The following is a 19,816-nucleotide window of genomic DNA, read 5'->3' as shown; positions in this document are numbered from 1 at the left end:
ACGTTCAAGAGCGATCGTTCGTTTTCGTCAGGCACAGAACCTTTTGCTCACCCTGCGAGGAGACCGCATGACAGCCCATGACTTCTCCCAGTTTTCCTGGGACGAACAGGAAGACGTCAAAGCCGTGCTTGCGGATCGCCGGCTCGAACTTCGTGATTTCCAGATTACGGACAATGTGGTTGTTCCGAAGGACAGCGGAACCGGCGCCACGCGGCAGATCTCCGTCATGCGAATCACCAACGGCAAGAAGGCGAGCTACGACACCGATCACTTCGGCACCTGGCTCACGGATTTCGCTGATGCTGTGGACGCTGGCGAGTTCGATGACTGAGTGAAAGCGCTGAAGCGCTCAGCCGAAGCAGCCGCACGAAGCAAGTGCCTTCCTTTGGAAGGTTTGTAGTGCTTGCAAGCTCGCCTATCGTTGTCGGCGGCACTCGTCCCCACGGATCACGGCTGGCGTTTGCCGCGGCCACCAGCGGCCTTGTCAGTCGGCTCACGTGAACCTGCGGCCGGCTTGCTGGCGGGCTTGTTGCGTCGCTTTTGCACGCTGAATGGATTACTGGGGGACGAGCTTGTGACTTTACCTGCGGCCACCGCGCCTGGCGCCGCAGGCTTGCGTTTGTTTTCACCGCTTTGCAGGCGCGGTCTTTTACCGAGCACCTGAATGCCGCCCGGCGCAACTTGCGGCACTTTGGGCTTCTTAGGCTTTTTGGGTTTCTTGATGATCTGGCCTGTCGCGCTGGTTTGCGGCACACGGTGTTCGGCTTCAAAACCCGGCACTTCTTCACGGGGCAGCGTTTGCCGGATGAGCGCTTCAATCGCGGCCAGTTGCGGCGCTTCATCGGCACACACGAGGGACACCGCCACGCCGCTGGCGCCCGCACGCCCGGTACGGCCGATACGATGCACATAGTCTTGCGCCACGATCGGCAGATCAACGTTGATCACCAGAGGCAGGTCGTCGATATCCAGCCCGCGCGCAGCCACATCGGTGGCGACCAGCATATCTACTTCGCCTGTCTTGAAGCGCTCCAGAGCACGCAAGCGCGCGGGTTGCGGTCTGTCGCCGTGGATGGTGTCGATTGCATAGCCCGCTTCATCCAGCTTGGCCGCCAGGTAATCCACGCCATTGCGCGTTTTGACGAACACCAGCGCGTGTTCCCATTTGTTCTCAGCCACAAGGTGCATGAAGAGCTCAGGCTTGTTCCTTTTATCCACCGGCACGACCCACTGCCTGATCTTGCTGGCCGTGGCATTGGGCGGACTGACACTGATATTGATCGGGCCGCGTAGAATGCTCGCCGCCATGGCGCGGATATCATCGGTAAACGTGGCAGAGAACAGCAGGGTCTGGCGCTGAACGGGCAAGGCAGCAAACACAGCGTTGAGTTCGCGTGCAAAGCCCAGATCCAGCATGCGGTCGGCTTCATCCAGCACCAGCGTTCGTACCTGATCGAACTGCACCGCGTTCTGGCGATTGAGATCCAGCAAACGGCCCGGCGTGGCGACGAGCACATCCACGCCTTTGCGCAACTTCATCATCTGCGGGTTGATGCTCACCCCGCCGTAGGCGGCAAGAAATCGCAAATCGAGGCCTTTGCCGTAGTCGATAAAGCTTTGCAGCACTTGTTCCGCCAGTTCACGCGTGGGCACCAGCACCAGAACACGCGCGCGGTTGCTGGACACCGCCGGGCCGTCCTGCACCAGCCGCTGCAACAGCGGCAGTGCAAATCCCGCGGTCTTGCCCGTGCCGGTCTGTGCCGCAGCCATGACGTCCTTGCCACTGAGCACAGCAGGAATCGCCTTGGCCTGCACCGGCGTAGGTGTCTGGTAATTGAGGTCCTGCACATTGCGCAGCAATGGATCGATCAGGCCGAGCGAGGCAAAAGACATGCGCGTATTCCAAGCCAAAACCCCAATTTTAGCTGTTACCGCACTGATTGCACCGCGCAGATCGCGATGGTCAAATGATTAGACGGCCATCGGAACGCCGAGACCCCGGCACGAGTTTCACCTCGCCGCCATTCAAATCCAGCGAACGCATGAAGTGGAGGGCGTGGTTTTCGACGGGCGCCGGCTGCAGACCGTTCACGGCCCGCGCTATCGGATGCTCGTGATCGGCGGCGGCCAGCTTTCGCGCTATCTTTGCGAAACGGCGTTCTACGTCGGCGCGCTCGGCTCGCGCAGGAACAACACGGCGCGACGCGACCAGTTGCATCGCAGACGGCTTTCGTTAAACCTGACTACAATCGGCTTTTCCGTCTGTCACTGGAGGCGAGCGTGCCTGGATTACTTCCCGATGTCGACCGCGAGGGCCTGCTCGAATATTCGGTCGTGTACACCGACCGATCGATCAATCATATGTCGCAGCGCTTTCAGGGCGTCATGCGCGACATTTCCGATGGCCTGAAAAAGGTCTATAACGCGAAGTCCGTCATCGTCGTCCCGGGCAGCGGGACTTTCGGCATGGAAGCCGTCGCCCGCCAGTTCGCGACGAACAGAAAATGTCTCGTCATCCGCAACGGCTGGTTCAGTTTCCGCTGGTCGCAGATCTTCGACATGGGCGGTATTCCCTCCGAGTCGACGGTGTTGAAGGCGCGTCCGGTCGAACAAGGAAGGCAGGCCGCATACGCGCCGCCGCCGGTCGAAGAAGTCGTCGCTGCGATCATGAAGAACAGGCCGGACCTGGTCTTCGCGCCGCATGTGGAAACCGCATCCGGGATAATGCTGCCCGATGCCTATTTGCGCGCGGTGGCCGACGCGGTTCATGCCATCGGCGGAATGTTCGTGCTGGATTGCATCGCGTCCGGCACGGTCTGGATCGACATGCAGGCGAGCGGCGTCGACGTGCTGATCAGCGCGCCGCAAAAAGGATGGAGCGCGCCGCCCTGCTGTGCACTGGTCATGCTCGGCGCCCTCGCCCGCGAACGAATCGACGCGACGACCAGCACCAGTTTCGCCTGCGACCTTCGCAAGTGGCTGCAAATCATGGAAGCCTACGAAAATAACGGCTTCGCCTACCATGCCACGATGCCCACGGACAGTCTTGCGAAGCTGCGTGACGTCATCAAGGAAACCGAGGCTTACGGCTTCGACAAGGTGAGAGCGGAGCAGCTCGAACTCGGCAAGCGCATTCGCTCGCTTCTGGCTGACAAAGGCTTCAGAAGTGTGGCGGCCGAGGGTTTCGAGGCGCCCGGCGTGGTGGTCTGCTACACGGACGACGACGGCATTCGATCCGGCAAGAAGTTCGCCGATGCCGGCGTGCAGATCGCGGCTGGCGTTCCTCTTCAATGCGACGAGCCTGACGATTTCAAGACCTTCCGCATCGGATTGTTCGGCCTGGACAAGCTGCATGATGTCGACGGTGCGGTGGCCCGGTTCACCAAAGCGCTGGACAGCATCGTATAGAACGCGTTTCCGGCCGGCCCATGACGCGCGAGCATTGGCATGCACGTTTCCACAGCGATCCCGGCAACGTCTGGCTACGACACACCGTTGCCAGCCTCATGCCCCATGCTGTGTCGAGACATGCGCTATAAGTGCTTCACCGAACTCGCTATTTCGACAACAACCCGAACACCGCGACGCCGCTCCTCGTACCTACATACACCTTGCCGTTGGCGATCATCGGCGTGATGAATTTGTTGCCTTGGCCGAACTGGTCTCGTCCGCCGGCATCGTTGCTGCTGTAGAGCTCGCTGTCGAGGTTGGTCGCGTCGTAGGCGCGCAGCACGCCGACCGTGCCGTTCTCCGCCGCCCACAAGATGCCGTTCGTCGTGCCGTTGGCGGAGATGCCGGGCGTCACCCCCGGGAAGCCGAACGGCTCCCGCGTCTGACTCGTCGGCGTTCCCGAGAGCGCGGCGTTCGAAATCGTGAAGGCCTTGATCGTGTCGCCGACCGCGCCGAAATACACCGTGTTGTTGAAATAGGCGGGCGCCCCGAACATCGGTCCGCGTATCCGGCCGACGAGCTCCTGATAGATGTGATCTCCGTTCGAATCGAACTTGCCCAGCGAGTAGCGGTTCACGACATAGATGGTTGGGTTCTTGCCCGCGCCCACCGCGAGATGACGCACGATGCCGTTCGCGTCCGCGAAATCGGGCAGTACCATCGCGCCGCCCGAACCGAGATCCTCATCCTGATTCGATTCCTGCATCGTGTTCGACGGCTGGAAGTAGTCCTGCACGCGCAGCGGCGCCAGGTTGAGCCTCAGAAAGCCATTGCCATGATTCCCGTGGATCGGCATCTCGTGCTCGTTTTGCGTCACGTCGAAGGTGCCGTTGGCATCGAGCAAAAAGATCGCCTCGCCGTCCGACGCGGGTCCCGCGCCGCTCATCCAGATCGAGCCCATCTGGCCGTTCGGCGTCACGTTCAGCACGCTCGACTGCTGCAGCGTATTGGCGTCGTAGCCGATTACCCAGCCGGTGTACGGCATGAAATCGCAATGCGAGGTCCACGCGGTATAGACGGCGCCTCTGAGCAGAAGCAGCGACGCGCGCTCGGCGTACTGGCCCGGGTCGAACGTGAGCGTGCCGTTCTGGCTGCCCGCGCCGTTGCCCGGATAGGTCGCGCGGATTTCCGTGGGGCCGTTGAAGAGTTCGGCGCCCGTCGCGACGTCGAGGGCGTGGATGCGCTGGTGATAGCCGCCTGAGCCATCCTTCGACATGCCGACGACATACATCGCGCCATTCGGCCCGCGCGAACGGTCGATGACCGGCGTCGCCGTGATGCCGATCTTCGGCGTGATCTGGCTGCAACCGTGGTCGTCGCTCGGGCTCTCGCCGCTGCCGAGAGTCGAAACTTTCCAGAGCACCGTGCCGTTGTCGGCATCGAAAGCGTAGACACTGGCGTTTTCGGTCGCCACGTACAGCACGTTGTGCGTGCCGCCCGCGATCGACACGCCCGCGAGAAACAGCGGCTCGGCGTCGACGAGGCCATCGACGGAAAAGAACGCAAGTTTGCCGAAGGTGCTTGAACGGACGTTCGCGGGCGTGAGGATCGTTTCCGCCAGTTGCTGGCCGGTGCGAGCGATATCGTTGTGCCAGGTGACGACATCCATCGGGTTGCCGGAGGCCGCCGTGCCCGCGCCCGATGCCTTCGATACGCTTGGCGGCGTCCTGCTTGCGGCAGCCGATGTTGCATCGGTACTGGAGTCGCCGCCACTGCACGCGCCGATGATTGCCGCGATCAGCACGGCGCCGAGTGCCGCGGCATAAGCGGAAAAACGCGCATTCATTGCATTCTCCTTCTCCGGAGGGCCGGAACAGGCAACGCGGTGGCGAGCGACGAGGATGCCGCATTACAGCAATCGTCGTGCAAGGCAGCAGCCTGTATCCTAGACCAGCGCAACAGGAAAGCCAGGCGCGCTGCACGCTTGGATGAACAGCGAGCAGATCAAGAATAATACGATTGGCTTCGGTTCGTATTACCAGCGACTTGCATCGAAAAAGTTATCCGACGAGCATCGAAAGATTGACTGAATCGGAAGCCGCAATTTTCGACAGGAAAATTGCGTCTCGATGACGCGCTGTTCGGGCTCCGATAACGAATGTGTCCAAGGGCACACATTTATCTATCCATTTCGTGCGCAACACCTTATCTCTGAATTGGGCTGCTAATCTTCCATCCGATGGTAATGCCATATGAAAGAACCAGGTGGGCTGCGACAGTCTTTCGCGCCCGCCTGATTCACTGCTTTCGAAGTGCATTCACCGGGGACCATGGAAGTGCCGATGAGGACGATCTCGGTAAGTCGCGAAACGGTGGTGCCCGGCCGCGTTAAATCCGGCATGCGTGCGTTTGCTCCCTCACTAACTCGCCGCACTTTGCTTCGCGACATGGCCGCGCTCGCGCTTGGCGCAATGTCGCCTTTCTCGTTCGCGCAGCATGGCGGGCTGGGACTCGTCACGCCGCCGATCCGCCTCGACGATATCTGGCTCGTCGACCAGACCGGCAGAAAGCGCCTGCTGAACGACTCGCTTCGCCGGGGCATCACCGCATTGCAGACCGTCTACACCGGTTGCGGCACGGTATGTCCGCTGCAGGGCGCGCTTTTCAGCGCGGTTCAGGAGAGGATCCCGGGAATCCGCGCCCGTCATCCTTTGCAATTGTTATCGGTTGGAATCGATCCGCTTTCGGATTCACCTTCGGCATTGCGCGCCTGGCTCGCGCGGTTTCATGCGGGTCCCGCGTGGATCGCGGCGACACCGTCACTGACCGATGTAGACCGGATGCGCGTGGCGCTGTCGGGCAGCAAGACGCCCCTGGGCGACATCGCAGACCATGCCACGCAGGTCTATTGCTTCGATGCCAACGCGATGCTGCGCTGGCGAAGCGCCGACCTTCCTCGCGTCGACGATGTCTGCGATGTGCTCGGCGCGCTTGCACGTACATAACCCGACTCATGTACGGGAGCAACCATGCCAGGAATTTGTTCGAAAAGGCACGTCTCCAGCTTGCTCGTCCGATGCGTGCGCTTCTCGCTGCTGATTGCGTTATCGCTGGCTCTGGCAGGCGTATCGCCCGCTGTCCGGGCGCAAACCTCAGCGCCCATCACGCTGAGCGGCACCAGCATGTGCGCGGACGTCAGCGGCCAATCGCTGACGGCGGGAGCCCCCGTGATTTCCTGGCCCTGCTGGGGCGGCGCAAATCAGCAATGGCTCCCGATCGCGACCGGCGCGCGGTACAACCTCGTCAATCTGAACAGCGACCTGTGCATGGACGTGTCGGGTCAAAGCCCGGACCCGGGCGGTCCGATCATCCAGTGGACCTGCAATGGCGGCTTGAATCAGGCCTTCTCGTTGATGCCGCAAGGCACGGGCTACGCGATCGTCGCGGGACATAGCGGCTTGTGCGTGACCGCGTCGAGCACAACCTCCCAGGGTGTCCAGCTGACGCAGCAGGTGTGCAATGGAAGCGCGACACAGACGTGGCAAGTGAGCGGCCTGCCAGCGCAGAAACCTACCTTGCCTTCGAAGTGGTCGGCGCCCGTCACGCTGCCGCTCGTTCCGCTGCACGCTGCCAATCTCCCCAACGGCAATGTGCTGGTCTGGGCGGCTGACAGCCCGCTCAACTTCACCAATAGCGGGACCCCGCCGGGCCGGACGTACACGGCGATCTTCAATCCATCGACTGGCAATAGCACGCAAGTGATCGTGACCAATACCGGACATGACATGTTCTGCCCGGGCATCGCCAATCTCCCCGATGGCCGGATTTTCGTGACCGGCGGATTGAGCTCGAGCCGGACCAGCATTTACTCGCCTTCGACGAACTCGTGGACCGTGGGCGATCAGATGCACATTCAACGCGGCTATCAGGGAAGCGTGACATTGAGCAACGGCAATGTGTTCCTGGTGGGCGGCTCCTGGAGCGGAGGGCTCGGGGGCAAGACCGGTGAAACGTGGACACCGGGCTCGGGCTGGCAGATCAACGGGGCTATCGTCGACGATTCCATCCTCACGAACGACAATGCAGGCGTGTTTCGCTCCGACAATCACGCATGGCTGTTCGCGGTCGGCAATGGACGGGTGTTTCACGCGGGACCCAGCCGGGCCATGCACTGGTTCGATTCGGCAGGCAACGGCAGCGTCACCCCGGCCGGCAACCGCGGAAGCGACCGCGATGCGATGAACGGCAACGCGGTCATGTATGACATCGGCAAGATTCTCGCTGTCGGAGGCGCTCCGAGCTACGACCAGTCGCAGGCCACGTCCAATGCGACGCTCATCGACATCAATGGAACCGCGCAGACGCAAACCATCGCGCCGATGAGCTATCAGCGCGCGTTCAGCAATAGCGTCGTGCTGCCGAACGGGCAGGTCGTCGTGGTCGGCGGACAGACTTTTGCCGCGCCATTCTCGGACGACAACGCGATCCTCACCCCGGAGCTGTGGGACCCGTCGACCAATGCGTTTTCCCCGCTTGCCCGACAGGCCGTGCCGCGCACCTATCACAGCGTCGCGCTGCTCCTGAACGACGGACGCGTGCTGAGCGGCGGTGGCGGCTTGTGCGGAGGATGCGCGACCAATCACACCGACGTGGAGATATTGACACCGCCCTATCTGCTCAATACGGACGGGTCCGCCGCGTCCCGGCCGAGTCTCTCGTCCGTTCCGTCCGACGCGCAGCTCGGCACGACGATCGTCGTGACGGCCAGCAGGAGCGTGCGCGCATTCGCGCTGATGCGATCCTCGTCGGTCACGCATTCGCTGAACAACGAACAGCGACGCGTGCCGCTGACGTTCACCGTCGGCACCGCAGGCGAATTTCACTTGCGTATTCCTTCCGATCCCGGCGTCGTGGTCCCCGGCTATTACATGCTGTTCGCCCTGAACTCGAACGGCGTGCCGAGCGTCTCGCGCGTACTGCTCCTGCATTGAAATGGCGCGGCGACACCCCTTGGCAACGCGGGCTGCCGCGATCGGCCTTGCGCTTGCCGCAATGACGCCGCTTGCCCGCGCGGAGGCCACGTGTGACCCTGCCGATCTGGGATGTGCGCTGTTCAACGGACAGCATCCGATGGCCGCGCATCTGCGCGACGACGACCGCCCGTTGCCTTCCTGGACGACGCGATGCGTCAACTGCCACGCGAGCACGTCGAAGGCGCCCGCCTTTGCGCCGCCGCTGACGCACGACGCCCTGCTCGGCGCGACGAGCCGCCGGGGTGGACCGATCAGTCACTATGACGCGACGGCCTTCTGCCGTGCGGTCAAGGACGGCATCGACCCGGCGAGCGTCCTGCTACGCAAGTCGATGCCCCGCTATCAGATTGCCGATGCCGAGTGCATGGCGCTCTGGCGGTACGTCGTGCGTCAATGACCGTGTGCTGGTCGAAACTCACAACTTGTAGCGAAGCCCCGCACATATGAGCGCCTGCCGATCGTTGCTGGAAGGCGAACTCTGATTATTGATCGACGCAACCGCCGCACGCGTCACGCTGCCGCCATCCGTGTTCACGAGATAGATCGGGAACCATGGATGAAGAAGTACTGCAGCGACGTGAGAATGCGTCAGGCTGCGCGCAGTCCTGGCGCGAGCCTTGCTCCGGACTTGATCGAGGAAGATGGATTGGAGGGGAAGATGAAAACAATAAGAATCGACCGGCTGCGTCCGACTCAACTGACGCATGGCCTACGCGAAATCCGCGACAAGACCCAGGCGTACGCAAAGCTCGAGGGCCATGACCTGGAGATGGCAATCGCGGAAAAGCCGGTTCCAATCGTGTACGGCCCAGGCGCCGTGCCCTATGCAATCGATCATCATCATGTCGCCACCGCCCTCTGGCGGGCGCATGTCAAGCGCGTCCCGGTCGTCCTCGTCAAAGACCTCTCGACGCTTTCGATGGCCGAGTTCTGGCTCACGCTGGAAAACCATCGCTGGACTTATCCGTACAACGCCCGCGGTCAGCGAGTGCCCTTTCCCGAAATGCGTGAACACATCTGGGACCTCGAAGACGACGAATTCCGCAGCGTGTCGGCGTCGGTTCGCGACGCGGGAGGATATGAGAAGACGTCCGTTCCGCTCGAGGAATTCCGATGGGCGGACTTTTTCCGTCATGCCTTTCCGCTGCCTCAAAGCGACGCGGAGTTCGATTCGCTCGTCAAGAAAGCGTTGAAACTGGCGAAGAGCGAATCAGCAATAGGACTTCCGGGGTATTTGGGAGGTGGCTAACTGACCGGCGGTCTCAAGGAAAACGTCCACCCGTCGAGATGTTGGCGGCCTGGCTCCGATTCGGCCCGCGCATCGAAGAGACTGAGCCACGCCACGCCCGCCGCCGCCAGCGATGCGGCGATCGCCGATCCGACGCCGCCGCAACCCACGACGAGCACGCGCGCGCCAACAGCGCCACCGGACGTTTTTTCTAATGTGGTGCGCGCGCCGGCCGTTGCTTGAACATAAGCATGCACACGACGATGAACGTGAAAAGCCCGATCGACGCGCCGTAGCGGCTCATCGCCAGACCGCCGTGCGCAACGGGCTTATCCAGGAAATCGCCAACTACCGCGCCAAGCGGTCGCGTCAAAATGAACGCACACCAGAAGAGCATCGTGCGCGAGACGCGGGTTGCATAGGTCGCGATCGTCAGCAACAGCAACAAGCCACCGAAGATGCCGGCGGCGCCTGAATAGCCCAACCCAACGGTATCAGCGACCCAGTCACCCAGTGCGGTGCCGAGCGTCTGCGAAAACAGGATCGTGACCCAATAGAACATCTCCGCCTTCGGAGACCGTATTGCAGCGACGGACACCGATCCCATCACGCGACGCCACACAACGAGCGAAACAAGCAATAGGGCGAGTAAGTGCGCGCTTCCGCCTGCATACCCAATGCCGAGAGAACGATCCGCGAAATCAGCGAGGGTCGTGCCAACGGTCGTCGTCGCTATGATCGTGGTCCAGTAGAGCGGCGCATTGAAACGCTGCGCTTTGATCTGCGCGAACACCGCAACGATAAATACCGCTCCGAAAATAAAGCTGCTGACCAGATAGCCGAGGTCCATGGACATGGATACGGCGTCTCCACCCGTTTCGCCAAGGGTCGTCGCAGCGATCTTGATAGCCCAGAACGCCACGGTTATCTCGGGAACCTTGGCGTATGCGTTGCTTGCTCGATCCATCCCTTATCTCACTGTACTGAAACGGTTAAAGATAAAGGTTTCAAGCTTAAGAAAGGCTTAGGAGCGCGGAGAAATGTCGGAAGCCAGCCAGCGCCGCCATTCGCAGATAAAGAAAGATTGATGTTCAAAGAACATCAATCTTTCCAAAAGTCGCAATTCCCGTTTGTCGAAATTCCGGCGACTATCAGGTACACAACAATACGCCGGGATGCAGTGCATCCCTATCTGGAGACATTCGATGCACCCCTCCGCTCATACCGCGTCCCCCGGACACTCGAAGAGCGCCGCCGTGCTGCGCGTCACGGCTGGCAACTTCCTGGAGCAGTTCGACTTTTTCCTGTTCGGCTTCTACGCGACCCAGATCGCCGCTGTCTTTTTCCCTGCGGCGAGTGAATTTGCTTCGCTGATGCTGACCTTCGCCGTCTTCGGCGCGGGCTTCCTGATGCGGCCGCTCGGCGCGGTCATTCTGGGCGCCTATATCGACGATGTCGGCCGTCGCAAGGGTCTCATCGTGACGCTCTCGATCATGGCGAGCGGCACCATCCTGATCGCATTCGTGCCGGGCTACGCGACCATTGGCCTCTTCGCTCCGGCCCTCGTGCTGCTCGGCCGTCTGCTGCAGGGTTTCTCGGCGGGCGCGGAACTCGGCGGCGTGTCGGTGTATCTCGCGGAAATGGCGACGCCCGGCAAGAAAGGCTTCTTCACGAGCTGGCAGTCCGCGAGCCAGCAGGTCGCCATCGTCGTTGCCGCGGCGCTCGGCTTCGCGCTCAATCAATGGCTCGATACGGCGGCGATCGCCGCGTGGGGCTGGCGCGTGCCGTTTTTCGTCGGCTGCATGATCGTGCCGTTCATCTTCATTCTGCGACGCAATCTCGAGGAAACGCAGGAGTTCAAGAAGCGTCAGCATCGCCCGACGATGGCCGAAGTCTTTCGCACGCTCGTGCAAAACTGGAACGTCGTGATCGCGGGCATGATGCTGGTCGCCATGACCACCACGAGCTTCTATCTGATCACCGTGTATGCGCCGACCTTCGGCAAGACCGTTCTGCATCTGAGCACGGCCGACAGCCTCCTCGTCACGCTGTGCGTGGGCGTGTCGAACTTCATCTGGCTGCCGATCGGCGGGGCGCTGTCGGACCGCATCGGGCGCCGTCCGCTGCTGCTCTCGATGACGATTCTCGCGATCGCCACCGCCTATCCCGCGCTGTCGATGCTCGCGCACGCGCCGAGTTTCATCAATATGCTGCTCGTGCTGCTGTGGCTGTCGTTCATGTACGGCATGTACAACGGCGCGATGGTCGTCGCCCTGACGGAAGTGATGCCGGTCGAGGTGCGCGTGGCAGGCTTCTCCCTGGCATACAGTCTCGCCACGGCGGTCTTCGGCGGATTCACGCCCGCCATTTCGACTGCGCTCATCCACATGACGGGCGACAAAGCCGCGCCAGGCTACTGGATGAGCTTCGCAGCGGCTTGTGCGCTCGGTGCGACGCTCTTGCTCTACCGGCGCCGTCCGGCCGCGCTTCGAGCTGCCTGACCGATCAACCTCGCCAACCTCACATCACGCAAACCGATGAAAGCCATTCTTCTCAAGTTCTGTATCGCCGCGCTGCTTCCCGCCACGATTGCTTGCGCGAGCGTGCAAGCGGCTGAACTGCACGTCATGAGTTCGGGCGGATTCACCGCAGCCTATAAAGTGCTCGGTCCCAGGTTCGCGGCGGCGACGGGCAACACGCTCGATACCGCATTGGGACCGTCGATGGGCAAATCGCCGGAAGCCATCCCGAACCGGCTCGAACGCGGCGAGCCCGCCGATGTGGTCATCATGGTCGGCTACGCGCTCGACGCGCTCATCAAGGAAGGCAAGGTCGTGCCCGGATCGCGCGTCGAACTCGCGGACTCGCGCATCGGCGCGGTCGTGCGCGACGGCGCGCCGAAACCCGATGTCGCTTCGGTCGATGGGCTGAAGCAAACGCTGCTGCACGCGAAATCGATCGCCTACTCGGACAGCGCGAGCGGCGTCTATATCGAGCGTGAGTTGTTCAAGCGGCTCGGCATCGAGGACCAGGTGAAGGCCAAAGCGAAAATGATCCCGAAGATTCCCGTGGCGTCGGTCGTCGCCAACGGCGACTACGAAGTGGGATTTCAGCAAGTCAGCGAACTTCTTCCGGTGAAGGGCGCCGCGTTCGTCGGCAAGATTCCGGAATCGATGCAATCGGTCACACGTTATGCCGCCGGCATTCCCGTCGGCGCGCGGCATCCGAACGAAGCGAAGGCGTTGCTCGACTATCTCGCGTCGCCCGAAGTCCAGCCGGTCGTGACGTCGACGGGCCTCGATTCCGTGACGACACACTGAGCGCGGCACGACGATTCAGCCCGGCAAGTCCGCGGGCCGATCGAACGATTCGCCGGCGCGTGGCCCGGCGCGCAATGCGCTCGACAGACGCGCCCTGTCGCATGAACGCTCCCATATCGACACGAAGATCACCGCGCAGGCATTGCTGATCACGCTCGTCATGGCGCGGGCCTCGGACATGAAGCGATCGATGCCGACCAGGAGCGCGACGCCCGAAAGCGGCAGGTCGGGAATGACGGACAGCGTCGCGACGAGCGCGACCAGTCCGCTGCCCGATACGCCCGCCGCGCCCTTCGATGTGAGCAGCATCACCGCGAGCATGGTCGCGATCTGGGAAGCCGACAACGGCACGTCGCAGGCCTGTGCGATGAACATCGATGCGAGCGTGAGATAGATCGCGGTGCCGTCGAGGTTGAACGAATAACCGGCGGGCAGTACGAGCCCGACGAGTCCCTTGTCGCAGCCGAGCGCTTCGAGCTTGACGATCAGGCGTGGCAGGACCGGTTCCGTCGACGATGTCGCAAGCACGATGACGAGTTCCTCGCGGATATAGCGCAACAGCCGCCAGAGCGAGAAGCCGTGCAGCCGCGCGAGCGGACCGAGCACGAACACGACGAACGCCGCGCACGCCGCGTAGAACGTCACTATCAGCATGCCAAGCGAGCCGATCGAGTGGATGCCGAACCGTCCGACCGTGAAGGCCATCGCACCGAATGCGCCGAGAGGCGCGAGCCGCATGATCATCGCGAGGATTCGGAACAGCACGTTCGCGAAGCCGTTGATCAATTCCTGTACCGGACGCCCGGCGCTTCGGCTGGCGTTCAATGCAAAGCCGAACAGAAGCGCGAGCAGCAGCACCGGCAGCACCTCCCCTTTCTCGAAGGCGCCGACGAGCGTTTCAGGAATCGTATGCAACACGAATTCGACGAGTCCGCGAGGCTGCGTATGCGTCGCGTACTGTGCGAGAAACGTGGTATCGAGATGCCGCGCGTCGATATGCAATCCCGCGCCTGGACGAAGCACGAACGCGGCGGCAAGTCCCAGAACGAGCGCGGCGATGGTGAGGAAGTAGAACAACGCCAGCGCCTTCAGAATGGCCTGCCCTATCTTCGAGCCGCTCGCCAGCGAGGTGATGCCGCCGACGATCGTGCAAAACACGATCGGGGCGATCATCATGCGGACCAGGCCAACGAACGCATCGCTGAGCAGTTTGAGCGATGCACCGGCTTGCGGCCAGAAGTGGCCGACTGTCATTCCGAGCGCCATTCCAAGCAAGACCTGCACATAAAGCAGCCTGACCGACATCGCCCACTTCATTTCGATGCCTTCGCTGTCTTGGCGCCCGCAACGGCGGTGTGCTTCGTGTCGAGGATCGTCTGGTAGAACTGCTGCGCCGCCGGCGTGAGCGGACGCCCCCGGCGCCTGACGATTCCAACGCGCCGGGTCACGACCGGATCGACGAGCGGCACGCCTGTGAGGATCGGATGATCGTGGGCGGGCATGGCCATCGAAGGCACGGCGGCGACACCCAGCCCCGCTTCGATCAGCCCAAGCAGGGTCGTGACATGGCGAGTCTCGCAAACGCTCGGTTGCTTCGGAGACACGGCGGTCAGCGCCTGATCGAGCAGCAGCCGGTTTCCCGACGTCTTGTCCACGGAGACGTAATCATGCTCATAGAGCTCGCTCCATGACACGCGCTTTTTCCGGGCAAGGGGATGATCGCGGCGGCAGGCCGCGACGAACCGCTCCTGAAGGAGAATCTTGAATTCGACCTCGGGCTCCTGACTGCCCATGAAACTGACGCCGAAATCGGCTTCTCCGCTGATCACCGCGCCGAGCACTTCATTCGCACCCGAGTCGAGCAGCTTGACCCGGATCCGTGGATAGCGGCTGTGATAAGTCGCAACGACGTTCGGCAGGAAATAATACGCAACCGATGGCACGCATGCGATCGTCACATGGCCCAGACGACTCGTGGAAACGTCGCGTATGCCGAGCAGCGCGACGTCGAGGTCGTCGAGGAGTTGTTCGGCGCTCGGAGCGAAAACGCGCCCCACCGTCGTGAGCGTGACACTTCGGGTCGTTCGCTCGAAAAGCCGCACGCCAAGGGCCTCTTCGAGCTTCTCGATGCGGCGGCTCAAGGCGGGTTGGGAAATGCTGACCGCCTCGGCGGCCTTACGGAAACTCCCCAGTTCCACCACCGCTCGAAACGCCTGCAAATCGTTCAGGTCGAAGTTGACGCCCACGAGCCATCCCCCGTAAATGCGGCTATTTTGCACGATGCGCGCAAGAATGCCTCAGGCACCATCGGCAGAAACAGCGACGTCACTCCGCAGGAAAGAGATGCTCGCTCATAAAATCCACGAACGCGCGTACCTTCGGCGGCGTCATGCGTCCCGAGGGCCATTGCGCGCGAAACGGAATGCGGTCGTTCAGGTCATCGCGCAAGACGGTCGCGAGCGAGCCATCGGCCAATTGCGTGCGTACCGCGAAATCGGGCCGTTGGTCAATCCCAATCCCTGCTCGGCCAGGGCGATGAGCGGTTCGACCGCGCTTGCCACGGCCGTCGATGGCAGTTCGACTTCGAGCGGCGTCCGCCAATTAACGTTCCTCACGATTCCGGGGCAATCCGAAGAAACTATTTATATTCAGTAAGTTAAGGTCATTTCTCGTCCGTCGAGGTCTATAATGTTCCGACCCAATCCGGCATTTTCAGAACCGATTTACTGGAACAGCGCCGTTCCGCTGATGGAAGCATGGGCGAAGCACGTTCTTGGCAAGTGATCGCGCCGCCCTCCTTCTTATTGAGATTCGGCTCGAAATATACATGTTCACCCGGTTACGATTTGTACTCCTGTTAAAAACGGAGGTGACATGTCGTTTCCAGAATGGGGGCGTTCGTATAACGCGCTGTACTTACCGTTAACGAGCGACTGGCAATGTTCGCTCGTCCCGATCCGCGACATGCCGGACGTTGATCGCGGCTGGAAGCTCTCTTATGACGAGCGGCAGAAGGCACGCAAGCAGCGCGAAGAACAAATCGATCAAGACCGCCAAGACTTCGACCGGTTATTTCGGGTTTCCATCGATCGCCGCACGGCGCGCTCCCGTAGAGATTTCGCGATGCGTATGCGGCATTCATCCTCCGCGATGCGGTACGCGATGGTCAACTCGTCCCTGCCATCAGCCGCGCTTGGCGGGGTAGTCGGCGGGTCGCCCGACAATACGCGCCGCAAAGCTGGCCGAAGCGAGCGCCCGATCCAAAGCCGACCGTGTACGGGCTCCGCAACGGCCAGTACCTGCCGCTCGATGCGGAGGGGTTCTTTTTCGGTGACACTCCATATGTGCCCGCACGAGTTGCGGCCAAAATTGCCGCCACGGCGAGCGCGGGCGCTCGTTCCGGCGGCGTTGATGGCGAAAGCGGTTTCGACTGTCTCGGCGCGGCTGAAACGGTCGCCGGGGCCGTGCTTGGCGGTGCGAGTCCGCGCGGCGATGACGGCGGCAATTCGATGCTGAAAAGCTTTGGCAATGCTGACGGCAGCGATGGCGGTTCGTTGCTCGGGGACGCGCAGCCGTTCGAGTATCAGCCGGATGCTTTCGACGATGATGTAACGGAACCAGCGGCGCGGGGTGTTCGTATGACGGGGAATGAGCCGGGAGGTTTTGCCATTAACCCCAATGGCCAAGATGTTGATTACTTCGATTCAAACGGCAATCTCTCGGCTCAATATCATGGAAGCCACGGTGATCCGCACGGACATAATATTTCTGGCGGCGTGCGGGACAACACGCATCTTCCAATGTCGCCGATCAATTTTAATTAGACTCGCGCCAAATAGAGGGCTGTCATGAGCAACGCAAACAAGACATGGGGTTGGCATCATGCAAAAGGCGCCGAATGGATCAAAGCCGTTCTAGGCGGATATTCGTCTTTCCACGACTCCGCCGTACGTTCATTCTGTCTGCGGAGAATTCGACAAACGCACGTAGATGCTAATGGCCTACCCTTAACGGGAAATCGCATGCGCGAATTGCTCGACCTTCGGCTGGAAGTGCTTCACAACCGCTATGGTGCACCGCCCGTTTCGGATCGCCCCGATTACATCGCCGTGCTTGATTTCCTAGACATTCGAACATCGGATATTGACGTAAATGGCATGATTGAAGAGGCGACGATCATGGAAATGACACTTACGGAAATGCCCGGTGAACTAATTCAACTGGACCTTACGCCAAATGTCGGCCTCGATATTCGGCTAACGTGCAAGGAGGTCGTGGTAGTCGATATGCGCCCATACAAGCACGATATTTTGTAGAAGTGGTGGCATATCGTTGCAAAAGACCGCTCCTTTTGCAACGGATTTGGGTCCGCGAAAAGGCGCGAACTGTCCGCATCCGGCAGCGTGCATTCGCATCAGCAGGGCGCATGGTTCTCGCTCGCGACGGTCATCGGCGTGCCGCTCGGCACGTTCATCGCCGAGCCGCGCTTGCGGTGATCGCGTCGATATCGCAGGCGATGTCGCTGCCCGACCTGCCGCCCCGCGTGGCTGCGCGCATCGGGGACTTCGGCCGCAACCGCCATGCTTCAACGCGCCGTAGAACGCGCGCAGGTTCGCATCGAGTTGCCCGTCCTTGATCCAGTTATGGATGTTTCGAAACGTCAACACACGGTCGAATCGCTCATGCGCGTCGAAGCCGCGGAACTGGCCTGCGTGCAATCTATGCGGGCAACACGATCGCCCGGAAAGAAGTTTCGGGAGGTCATGACGCCGCTGGCCGACAGACTCGGCGCCGCCATCGGCGCCAGCCGCGCGGCAGTGGACGGCGGGCTACGCGCCCACTGCCGCGCGGCGCGCCTGAGGCGTCTGGAACGAAAAGCGCGCCGAATGCTTTCCCTGCGCCCGCGGCGCCCGCTGCATCAAGCCGGCTTGATATTCGACGCCTGTTTGCCCTTGGGCCCCATTTTTTCGTCGTAAGTCACCTTCTGCCCTTCCGCCAGGGTTTTGAAGCCATCTGAACGGATTTCAGAGAAGTGCGCGAAAAGATCGTCTCCGCCGGCGTCCGGCGTGATGAACCCGAATCCCTTTGCGTCGTTGAACCACTTGACCGTGCCAGTTGCCATGATGAACGTTACCTTCGTGAATTGGTTGAAAGCGGCCGCCCCTTGCGGTCGCCAACTCCATATTGGCCTGAAGGCATCGTTTCGGCAACTGTCGCGATTTCCGCGATTGCGTCGGACGTGCCGTACCGCATTCGTCCACGCCGGGATGATCTTCGGCGATTCTGTCGTGATGATCGGCCGGGAATGGAGCGACGATCATCGAAGCCCGCGTTCCGTCGACGGCAAGAAGTTCACGAATCAGCTCACAGCGCTTCGGCTCGACCCAGGATTGCGCCGGTATCACCGTCCGAAAGGTCTGAAGGTTGTCATCGAGTTGGGCGACTGTGCGCACGCCCGGAATGTTCGTCGGGATGGCAGGGTGGCCGAGGACAAATTGCAGTGCCGCGGCTTTGAGCGGGAACGCGTATTCCTCGAAGACCTGCACCATCTGCGGCGACGTGAGCGCTTTCTGCTTGTGGGTGAAAAGTCTCGATTACAGGTCGAGCCCGAGTTGAGTCCGGCCGAGCGGCGTCAGATCGTCGACCGTGGCACGGCCGGTGAAATCGACTTCGAAATGATCCGCCGGGAAGTCAGGCGGGCTTTCGCCCTTCAGGAAGCTCGGCAACTGACGCTTCAGATATGCGTCATTCTTGGCGCACGCGGGCGCGGAAGCGATGTACATCACGTTGCTGTAGCCCGCACCCTTGTGCTCGTCCTCGACCGCATGGATGACGTCGCTGTGCCAGAACACGGTGTCGCCCGCTTCCATCTTCGGGATGGACGACAACGCCTCGAACAGCGGCGCATGAAATTCCGGCTTGATCGAGAGCGCGCGGCCGGGCATGGCGCCGCACAGGTCGTCGTCGGCGACATCGTCCTGAAGGGCGCGCAGCAGGATATACACCATCGAATCGGCGATGGGCACGAGTTGCAGCGTGCCGTCGCCCGGGCCTTGCGGCGTCAATGCGGTCCAGCCCTGAAACGTGCGGAACATCGAGCAGACGGCGGGCGATGCGATCTCTTCCACATCGGGCCGGAACGCAGCGTCGAACGCATCGTACTCGCGCCAGTCGCCGGAGAACACATGGCGATACACCTTGCGGAAATTGCTTTCGATCCATCGCTCGACCGAGCCGCCATCGCAATGCGCCGAGAGGCCGAGCGACGCCGAACCGGGCGGCCGGCGACGCAGACGGTCGGCATAGACGGGCACGCGCTCCGGATCGAAGTGGACGCGTCCTTCGCTTTCGCTGCGCCAGAGCTGGTTGAGGAAGACGCGCGCGGCGGTCAGCGACTCGGACTGACGCGCCAGCACTTGCGGCTTCGACCAGTACACGCCATAAATCTGCGGCTTGCTCGATGCCAGTTGTCCGAAGTATTTGTCTTCGGCGCGGTTTTCGAGCCGCTTGTCGAGATGATTCCGCTCGACGTAGTGCGCGATCTCCTCGTCCCAGTCGCGCACCTGCGCGCGAGGAAAGACATTGCGGATCACGCATGCGCCGCGCGATTTGACGAGCGCGATCTCGTCGGCGCTGACGCGTCGTTCGGTGATGTCGGCAAACTGGATCTCGGGGATGACGTTCTCTCCCCGATCACGCTGCGCGGCGATCCGCTTCGCTTCCTTGCCAATTGCCTTTTCGACCTCGGCGAAGACCTCGCGGTAATTCGGCAGCGCGGCGCGCAGTTCTTTTTTTGCCTGTCGGATCGCGCTCGGCAAGTCATCGATTTTCAGCGCCATGATCGT

Annotated in this window: 20 protein-coding genes and 2 pseudogenes; 11 read left to right on the top strand and 11 right to left on the bottom strand. The window is 61.5% G+C overall.

Annotation, left to right across the window (positions count from 1 at the left end; all coding sequences use genetic code 11):
* Nucleotides 1–67: 67 nt before the first annotated feature.
* Nucleotides 68–331, top strand: coding sequence for a hypothetical protein (locus AWB75_RS17495; RefSeq protein WP_061125341.1), 264 nt, complete (start codon nt 68–70; stop codon nt 329–331).
* 116 nt (nt 332–447) lie between these two features.
* Here AWB75_RS17495 and AWB75_RS17490 read toward each other — a convergent pair whose 3' ends face one another.
* Nucleotides 448–1,893 (bottom strand): DEAD/DEAH box helicase, encoded by a 1,446-nt coding sequence (locus AWB75_RS17490; protein WP_061125340.1) that lies wholly within the window; start codon nt 1,891–1,893, stop codon nt 448–450.
* A 127-nt stretch (nt 1,894–2,020) separates the two neighbouring features.
* On the opposite strand from AWB75_RS17490, the pseudogene AWB75_RS39450 reads away from it, so the two are divergent.
* Both AWB75_RS39450 and AWB75_RS17485 read left to right on the top strand, forming a co-directional pair.
* Nucleotides 2,021–2,215, top strand: a pseudogene (locus tag AWB75_RS39450) (hypothetical protein); the annotation flags it as partial.
* Nucleotides 2,216–2,280: 65 nt separating this feature from the next.
* Nucleotides 2,281–3,408: an aminotransferase class V-fold PLP-dependent enzyme gene (locus tag AWB75_RS17485; protein WP_061125338.1), complete on the top strand. Its 1,128-nt coding sequence runs from the start codon at nt 2,281–2,283 to the stop codon at nt 3,406–3,408.
* A 148-nt stretch (nt 3,409–3,556) separates the two neighbouring features.
* Here the strand turns inward: AWB75_RS17485 and AWB75_RS17480 are convergent, their stop codons facing one another.
* Nucleotides 3,557–5,236, bottom strand: coding sequence for an outer membrane protein assembly factor BamB family protein (locus AWB75_RS17480; RefSeq protein WP_061125337.1), 1,680 nt, complete (start codon nt 5,234–5,236; stop codon nt 3,557–3,559).
* A 496-nt stretch (nt 5,237–5,732) separates the two neighbouring features.
* Between AWB75_RS17480 and AWB75_RS17475 the strand changes: the two genes are divergently transcribed.
* From AWB75_RS17475 to AWB75_RS17460, 4 genes are all read left to right on the top strand, one after another.
* Nucleotides 5,733–6,395: an SCO family protein gene (locus tag AWB75_RS17475; RefSeq protein ID WP_061125366.1), complete on the top strand. Its 663-nt coding sequence runs from the start codon at nt 5,733–5,735 to the stop codon at nt 6,393–6,395.
* A gap of 24 nt (nt 6,396–6,419) precedes the next feature.
* Nucleotides 6,420–8,381, top strand: a complete 1,962-nt coding sequence (locus AWB75_RS17470; protein ID WP_061125336.1) for an RICIN domain-containing protein — start codon at nt 6,420–6,422, stop codon at nt 8,379–8,381.
* A gap of 139 nt (nt 8,382–8,520) precedes the next feature.
* Nucleotides 8,521–8,820, top strand: coding sequence for a hypothetical protein (locus AWB75_RS17465; protein WP_235012141.1), 300 nt, complete (start codon nt 8,521–8,523; stop codon nt 8,818–8,820).
* 261 nt (nt 8,821–9,081) lie between these two features.
* Nucleotides 9,082–9,672: a ParB-like protein gene (locus AWB75_RS17460; protein ID WP_061125365.1), complete on the top strand. Its 591-nt coding sequence runs from the start codon at nt 9,082–9,084 to the stop codon at nt 9,670–9,672.
* On the opposite strand, the gene AWB75_RS39175 is transcribed toward AWB75_RS17460, so the two are convergent.
* Together AWB75_RS39175 and AWB75_RS17450 are read right to left on the bottom strand one after the other, a co-directional pair.
* Nucleotides 9,669–9,830 carry a ThiF family adenylyltransferase gene (locus AWB75_RS39175; RefSeq protein WP_268807839.1) on the bottom strand — a complete coding sequence of 54 codons (162 nt, stop codon included), beginning with the start codon at nt 9,828–9,830 and terminating at the stop codon, nt 9,669–9,671. The two genes, AWB75_RS17460 and AWB75_RS39175, sit on opposite strands and share 4 nt — an antisense overlap.
* Nucleotides 9,831–9,862: 32 nt before the next feature.
* Nucleotides 9,863–10,618, bottom strand: coding sequence for a COG4705 family protein (locus AWB75_RS17450; protein WP_061125334.1), 756 nt, complete (start codon nt 10,616–10,618; stop codon nt 9,863–9,865).
* A 238-nt stretch (nt 10,619–10,856) separates the two neighbouring features.
* Here AWB75_RS17450 and tcuC point away from each other — a divergent pair, with 238 nt between their 5' ends.
* Nucleotides 10,857–12,152 carry an MFS transporter gene (gene tcuC / locus AWB75_RS17445; protein WP_061125333.1) on the top strand — a complete coding sequence of 432 codons (1,296 nt, stop codon included), beginning with the start codon at nt 10,857–10,859 and terminating at the stop codon, nt 12,150–12,152.
* Between the two features lie 36 nt (nt 12,153–12,188).
* The gene (locus AWB75_RS17440; RefSeq protein ID WP_061125332.1) at nt 12,189–12,971 is read left to right on the top strand and encodes a substrate-binding domain-containing protein; all 783 of its coding nucleotides are present in this window, start codon (nt 12,189–12,191) and stop codon (nt 12,969–12,971) included.
* A 15-nt stretch (nt 12,972–12,986) separates the two neighbouring features.
* Here the strand turns inward: AWB75_RS17440 and dctA are convergent, their stop codons facing one another.
* From dctA to AWB75_RS38555, 3 genes are all read right to left on the bottom strand, one after another.
* The gene (gene dctA / locus AWB75_RS17435) at nt 12,987–14,288 is read right to left on the bottom strand and encodes a C4-dicarboxylate transporter DctA (RefSeq protein WP_061125331.1); all 1,302 of its coding nucleotides are present in this window, start codon (nt 14,286–14,288) and stop codon (nt 12,987–12,989) included.
* Nucleotides 14,285–15,217, bottom strand: coding sequence for a LysR family transcriptional regulator (locus AWB75_RS17430; protein WP_061125330.1), 933 nt, complete (start codon nt 15,215–15,217; stop codon nt 14,285–14,287). Before AWB75_RS17430 ends, dctA begins: the two co-directional genes overlap by 4 nt.
* A gap of 79 nt (nt 15,218–15,296) precedes the next feature.
* Nucleotides 15,297–15,446: a type 2 periplasmic-binding domain-containing protein gene (locus AWB75_RS38555; protein WP_235012143.1), complete on the bottom strand. Its 150-nt coding sequence runs from the start codon at nt 15,444–15,446 to the stop codon at nt 15,297–15,299.
* A 797-nt stretch (nt 15,447–16,243) separates the two neighbouring features.
* Between AWB75_RS38555 and AWB75_RS38120 the strand changes: the two genes are divergently transcribed.
* A complete protein-coding gene (locus tag AWB75_RS38120; protein ID WP_200822994.1) occupies nt 16,244–16,795 on the top strand; it encodes a hypothetical protein in 552 nt (183 codons plus the stop codon).
* Nucleotides 16,796–16,819: 24 nt separating this feature from the next.
* Entirely contained in the window at nt 16,820–17,287 is a 468-nt protein-coding gene (locus tag AWB75_RS17415; RefSeq protein ID WP_087086667.1) for a hypothetical protein, read from the top strand.
* 258 nt (nt 17,288–17,545) lie between these two features.
* Here the strand turns inward: AWB75_RS17415 and AWB75_RS38550 are convergent.
* The 4 genes and pseudogenes from AWB75_RS38550 to AWB75_RS17385 all read right to left on the bottom strand — a co-directional run.
* A pseudogene (locus tag AWB75_RS38550) lies at nt 17,546–17,689 on the bottom strand (methyltransferase); the annotation flags it as partial.
* 200 nt (nt 17,690–17,889) lie between these two features.
* A complete protein-coding gene (locus tag AWB75_RS17400) occupies nt 17,890–18,093 on the bottom strand; it encodes a cold-shock protein (RefSeq protein WP_061125326.1) in 204 nt (67 codons plus the stop codon).
* A complete protein-coding gene (locus AWB75_RS38545) occupies nt 17,996–18,520 on the bottom strand; it encodes a hypothetical protein (RefSeq protein WP_235012144.1) in 525 nt (174 codons plus the stop codon). Before AWB75_RS38545 ends, AWB75_RS17400 begins: the two co-directional genes overlap by 98 nt.
* A 45-nt stretch (nt 18,521–18,565) precedes the next feature.
* Nucleotides 18,566–19,810: a DUF1479 domain-containing protein gene (locus tag AWB75_RS17385; RefSeq protein ID WP_061125364.1), complete on the bottom strand. Its 1,245-nt coding sequence runs from the start codon at nt 19,808–19,810 to the stop codon at nt 18,566–18,568.
* Between the last annotated feature and the right edge of the window lie 6 nt (nt 19,811–19,816).

Source organism: Caballeronia catudaia (genome assembly GCF_001544755.2).
Lineage (GTDB): Bacteria > Pseudomonadota > Gammaproteobacteria > Burkholderiales > Burkholderiaceae > Caballeronia > Caballeronia catudaia.
The sequence above is the reverse complement of the archived record's forward strand: the minus strand, read 5'-3'. Positions and strand labels throughout refer to the sequence as shown.

What these genes read in the sequence shown, in the direction of transcription:
- AWB75_RS17495 (WP_061125341.1), top strand. Translation starts at nt 68, where the DNA reads ATGACAGCCCATGACTTCTCCCAGTTTTCCTGGGACGAACAGGAAGAC.
- AWB75_RS17490 (WP_061125340.1), bottom strand. Translation starts at nt 1,893, where the DNA reads ATGTCTTTTGCCTCGCTCGGCCTGATCGATCCATTGCTGCGCAATGTG.
- AWB75_RS17480 (WP_061125337.1), bottom strand. Translation starts at nt 5,236, where the DNA reads ATGAATGCGCGTTTTTCCGCTTATGCCGCGGCACTCGGCGCCGTGCTG.
- AWB75_RS17475 (WP_061125366.1), top strand. Translation starts at nt 5,733, where the DNA reads ATGAGGACGATCTCGGTAAGTCGCGAAACGGTGGTGCCCGGCCGCGTT.
- AWB75_RS17470 (WP_061125336.1), top strand. Translation starts at nt 6,420, where the DNA reads ATGCCAGGAATTTGTTCGAAAAGGCACGTCTCCAGCTTGCTCGTCCGA.
- AWB75_RS17465 (WP_235012141.1), top strand. Translation starts at nt 8,521, where the DNA reads ATGGCCGCGCATCTGCGCGACGACGACCGCCCGTTGCCTTCCTGGACG.
- AWB75_RS17460 (WP_061125365.1), top strand. Translation starts at nt 9,082, where the DNA reads ATGAAAACAATAAGAATCGACCGGCTGCGTCCGACTCAACTGACGCAT.
- AWB75_RS17450 (WP_061125334.1), bottom strand. Translation starts at nt 10,618, where the DNA reads ATGGATCGAGCAAGCAACGCATACGCCAAGGTTCCCGAGATAACCGTG.
- tcuC (WP_061125333.1), top strand. Translation starts at nt 10,857, where the DNA reads ATGCACCCCTCCGCTCATACCGCGTCCCCCGGACACTCGAAGAGCGCC.
- AWB75_RS17440 (WP_061125332.1), top strand. Translation starts at nt 12,189, where the DNA reads ATGAAAGCCATTCTTCTCAAGTTCTGTATCGCCGCGCTGCTTCCCGCC.
- dctA (WP_061125331.1), bottom strand. Translation starts at nt 14,288, where the DNA reads ATGAAGTGGGCGATGTCGGTCAGGCTGCTTTATGTGCAGGTCTTGCTT.
- AWB75_RS17415 (WP_087086667.1), top strand. Translation starts at nt 16,820, where the DNA reads ATGAGCAACGCAAACAAGACATGGGGTTGGCATCATGCAAAAGGCGCC.
- AWB75_RS17400 (WP_061125326.1), bottom strand. Translation starts at nt 18,093, where the DNA reads ATGGCAACTGGCACGGTCAAGTGGTTCAACGACGCAAAGGGATTCGGG.
- AWB75_RS38545 (WP_235012144.1), bottom strand. Translation starts at nt 18,520, where the DNA reads ATGGTGCAGGTCTTCGAGGAATACGCGTTCCCGCTCAAAGCCGCGGCA.
- AWB75_RS17385 (WP_061125364.1), bottom strand. Translation starts at nt 19,810, where the DNA reads ATGGCGCTGAAAATCGATGACTTGCCGAGCGCGATCCGACAGGCAAAA.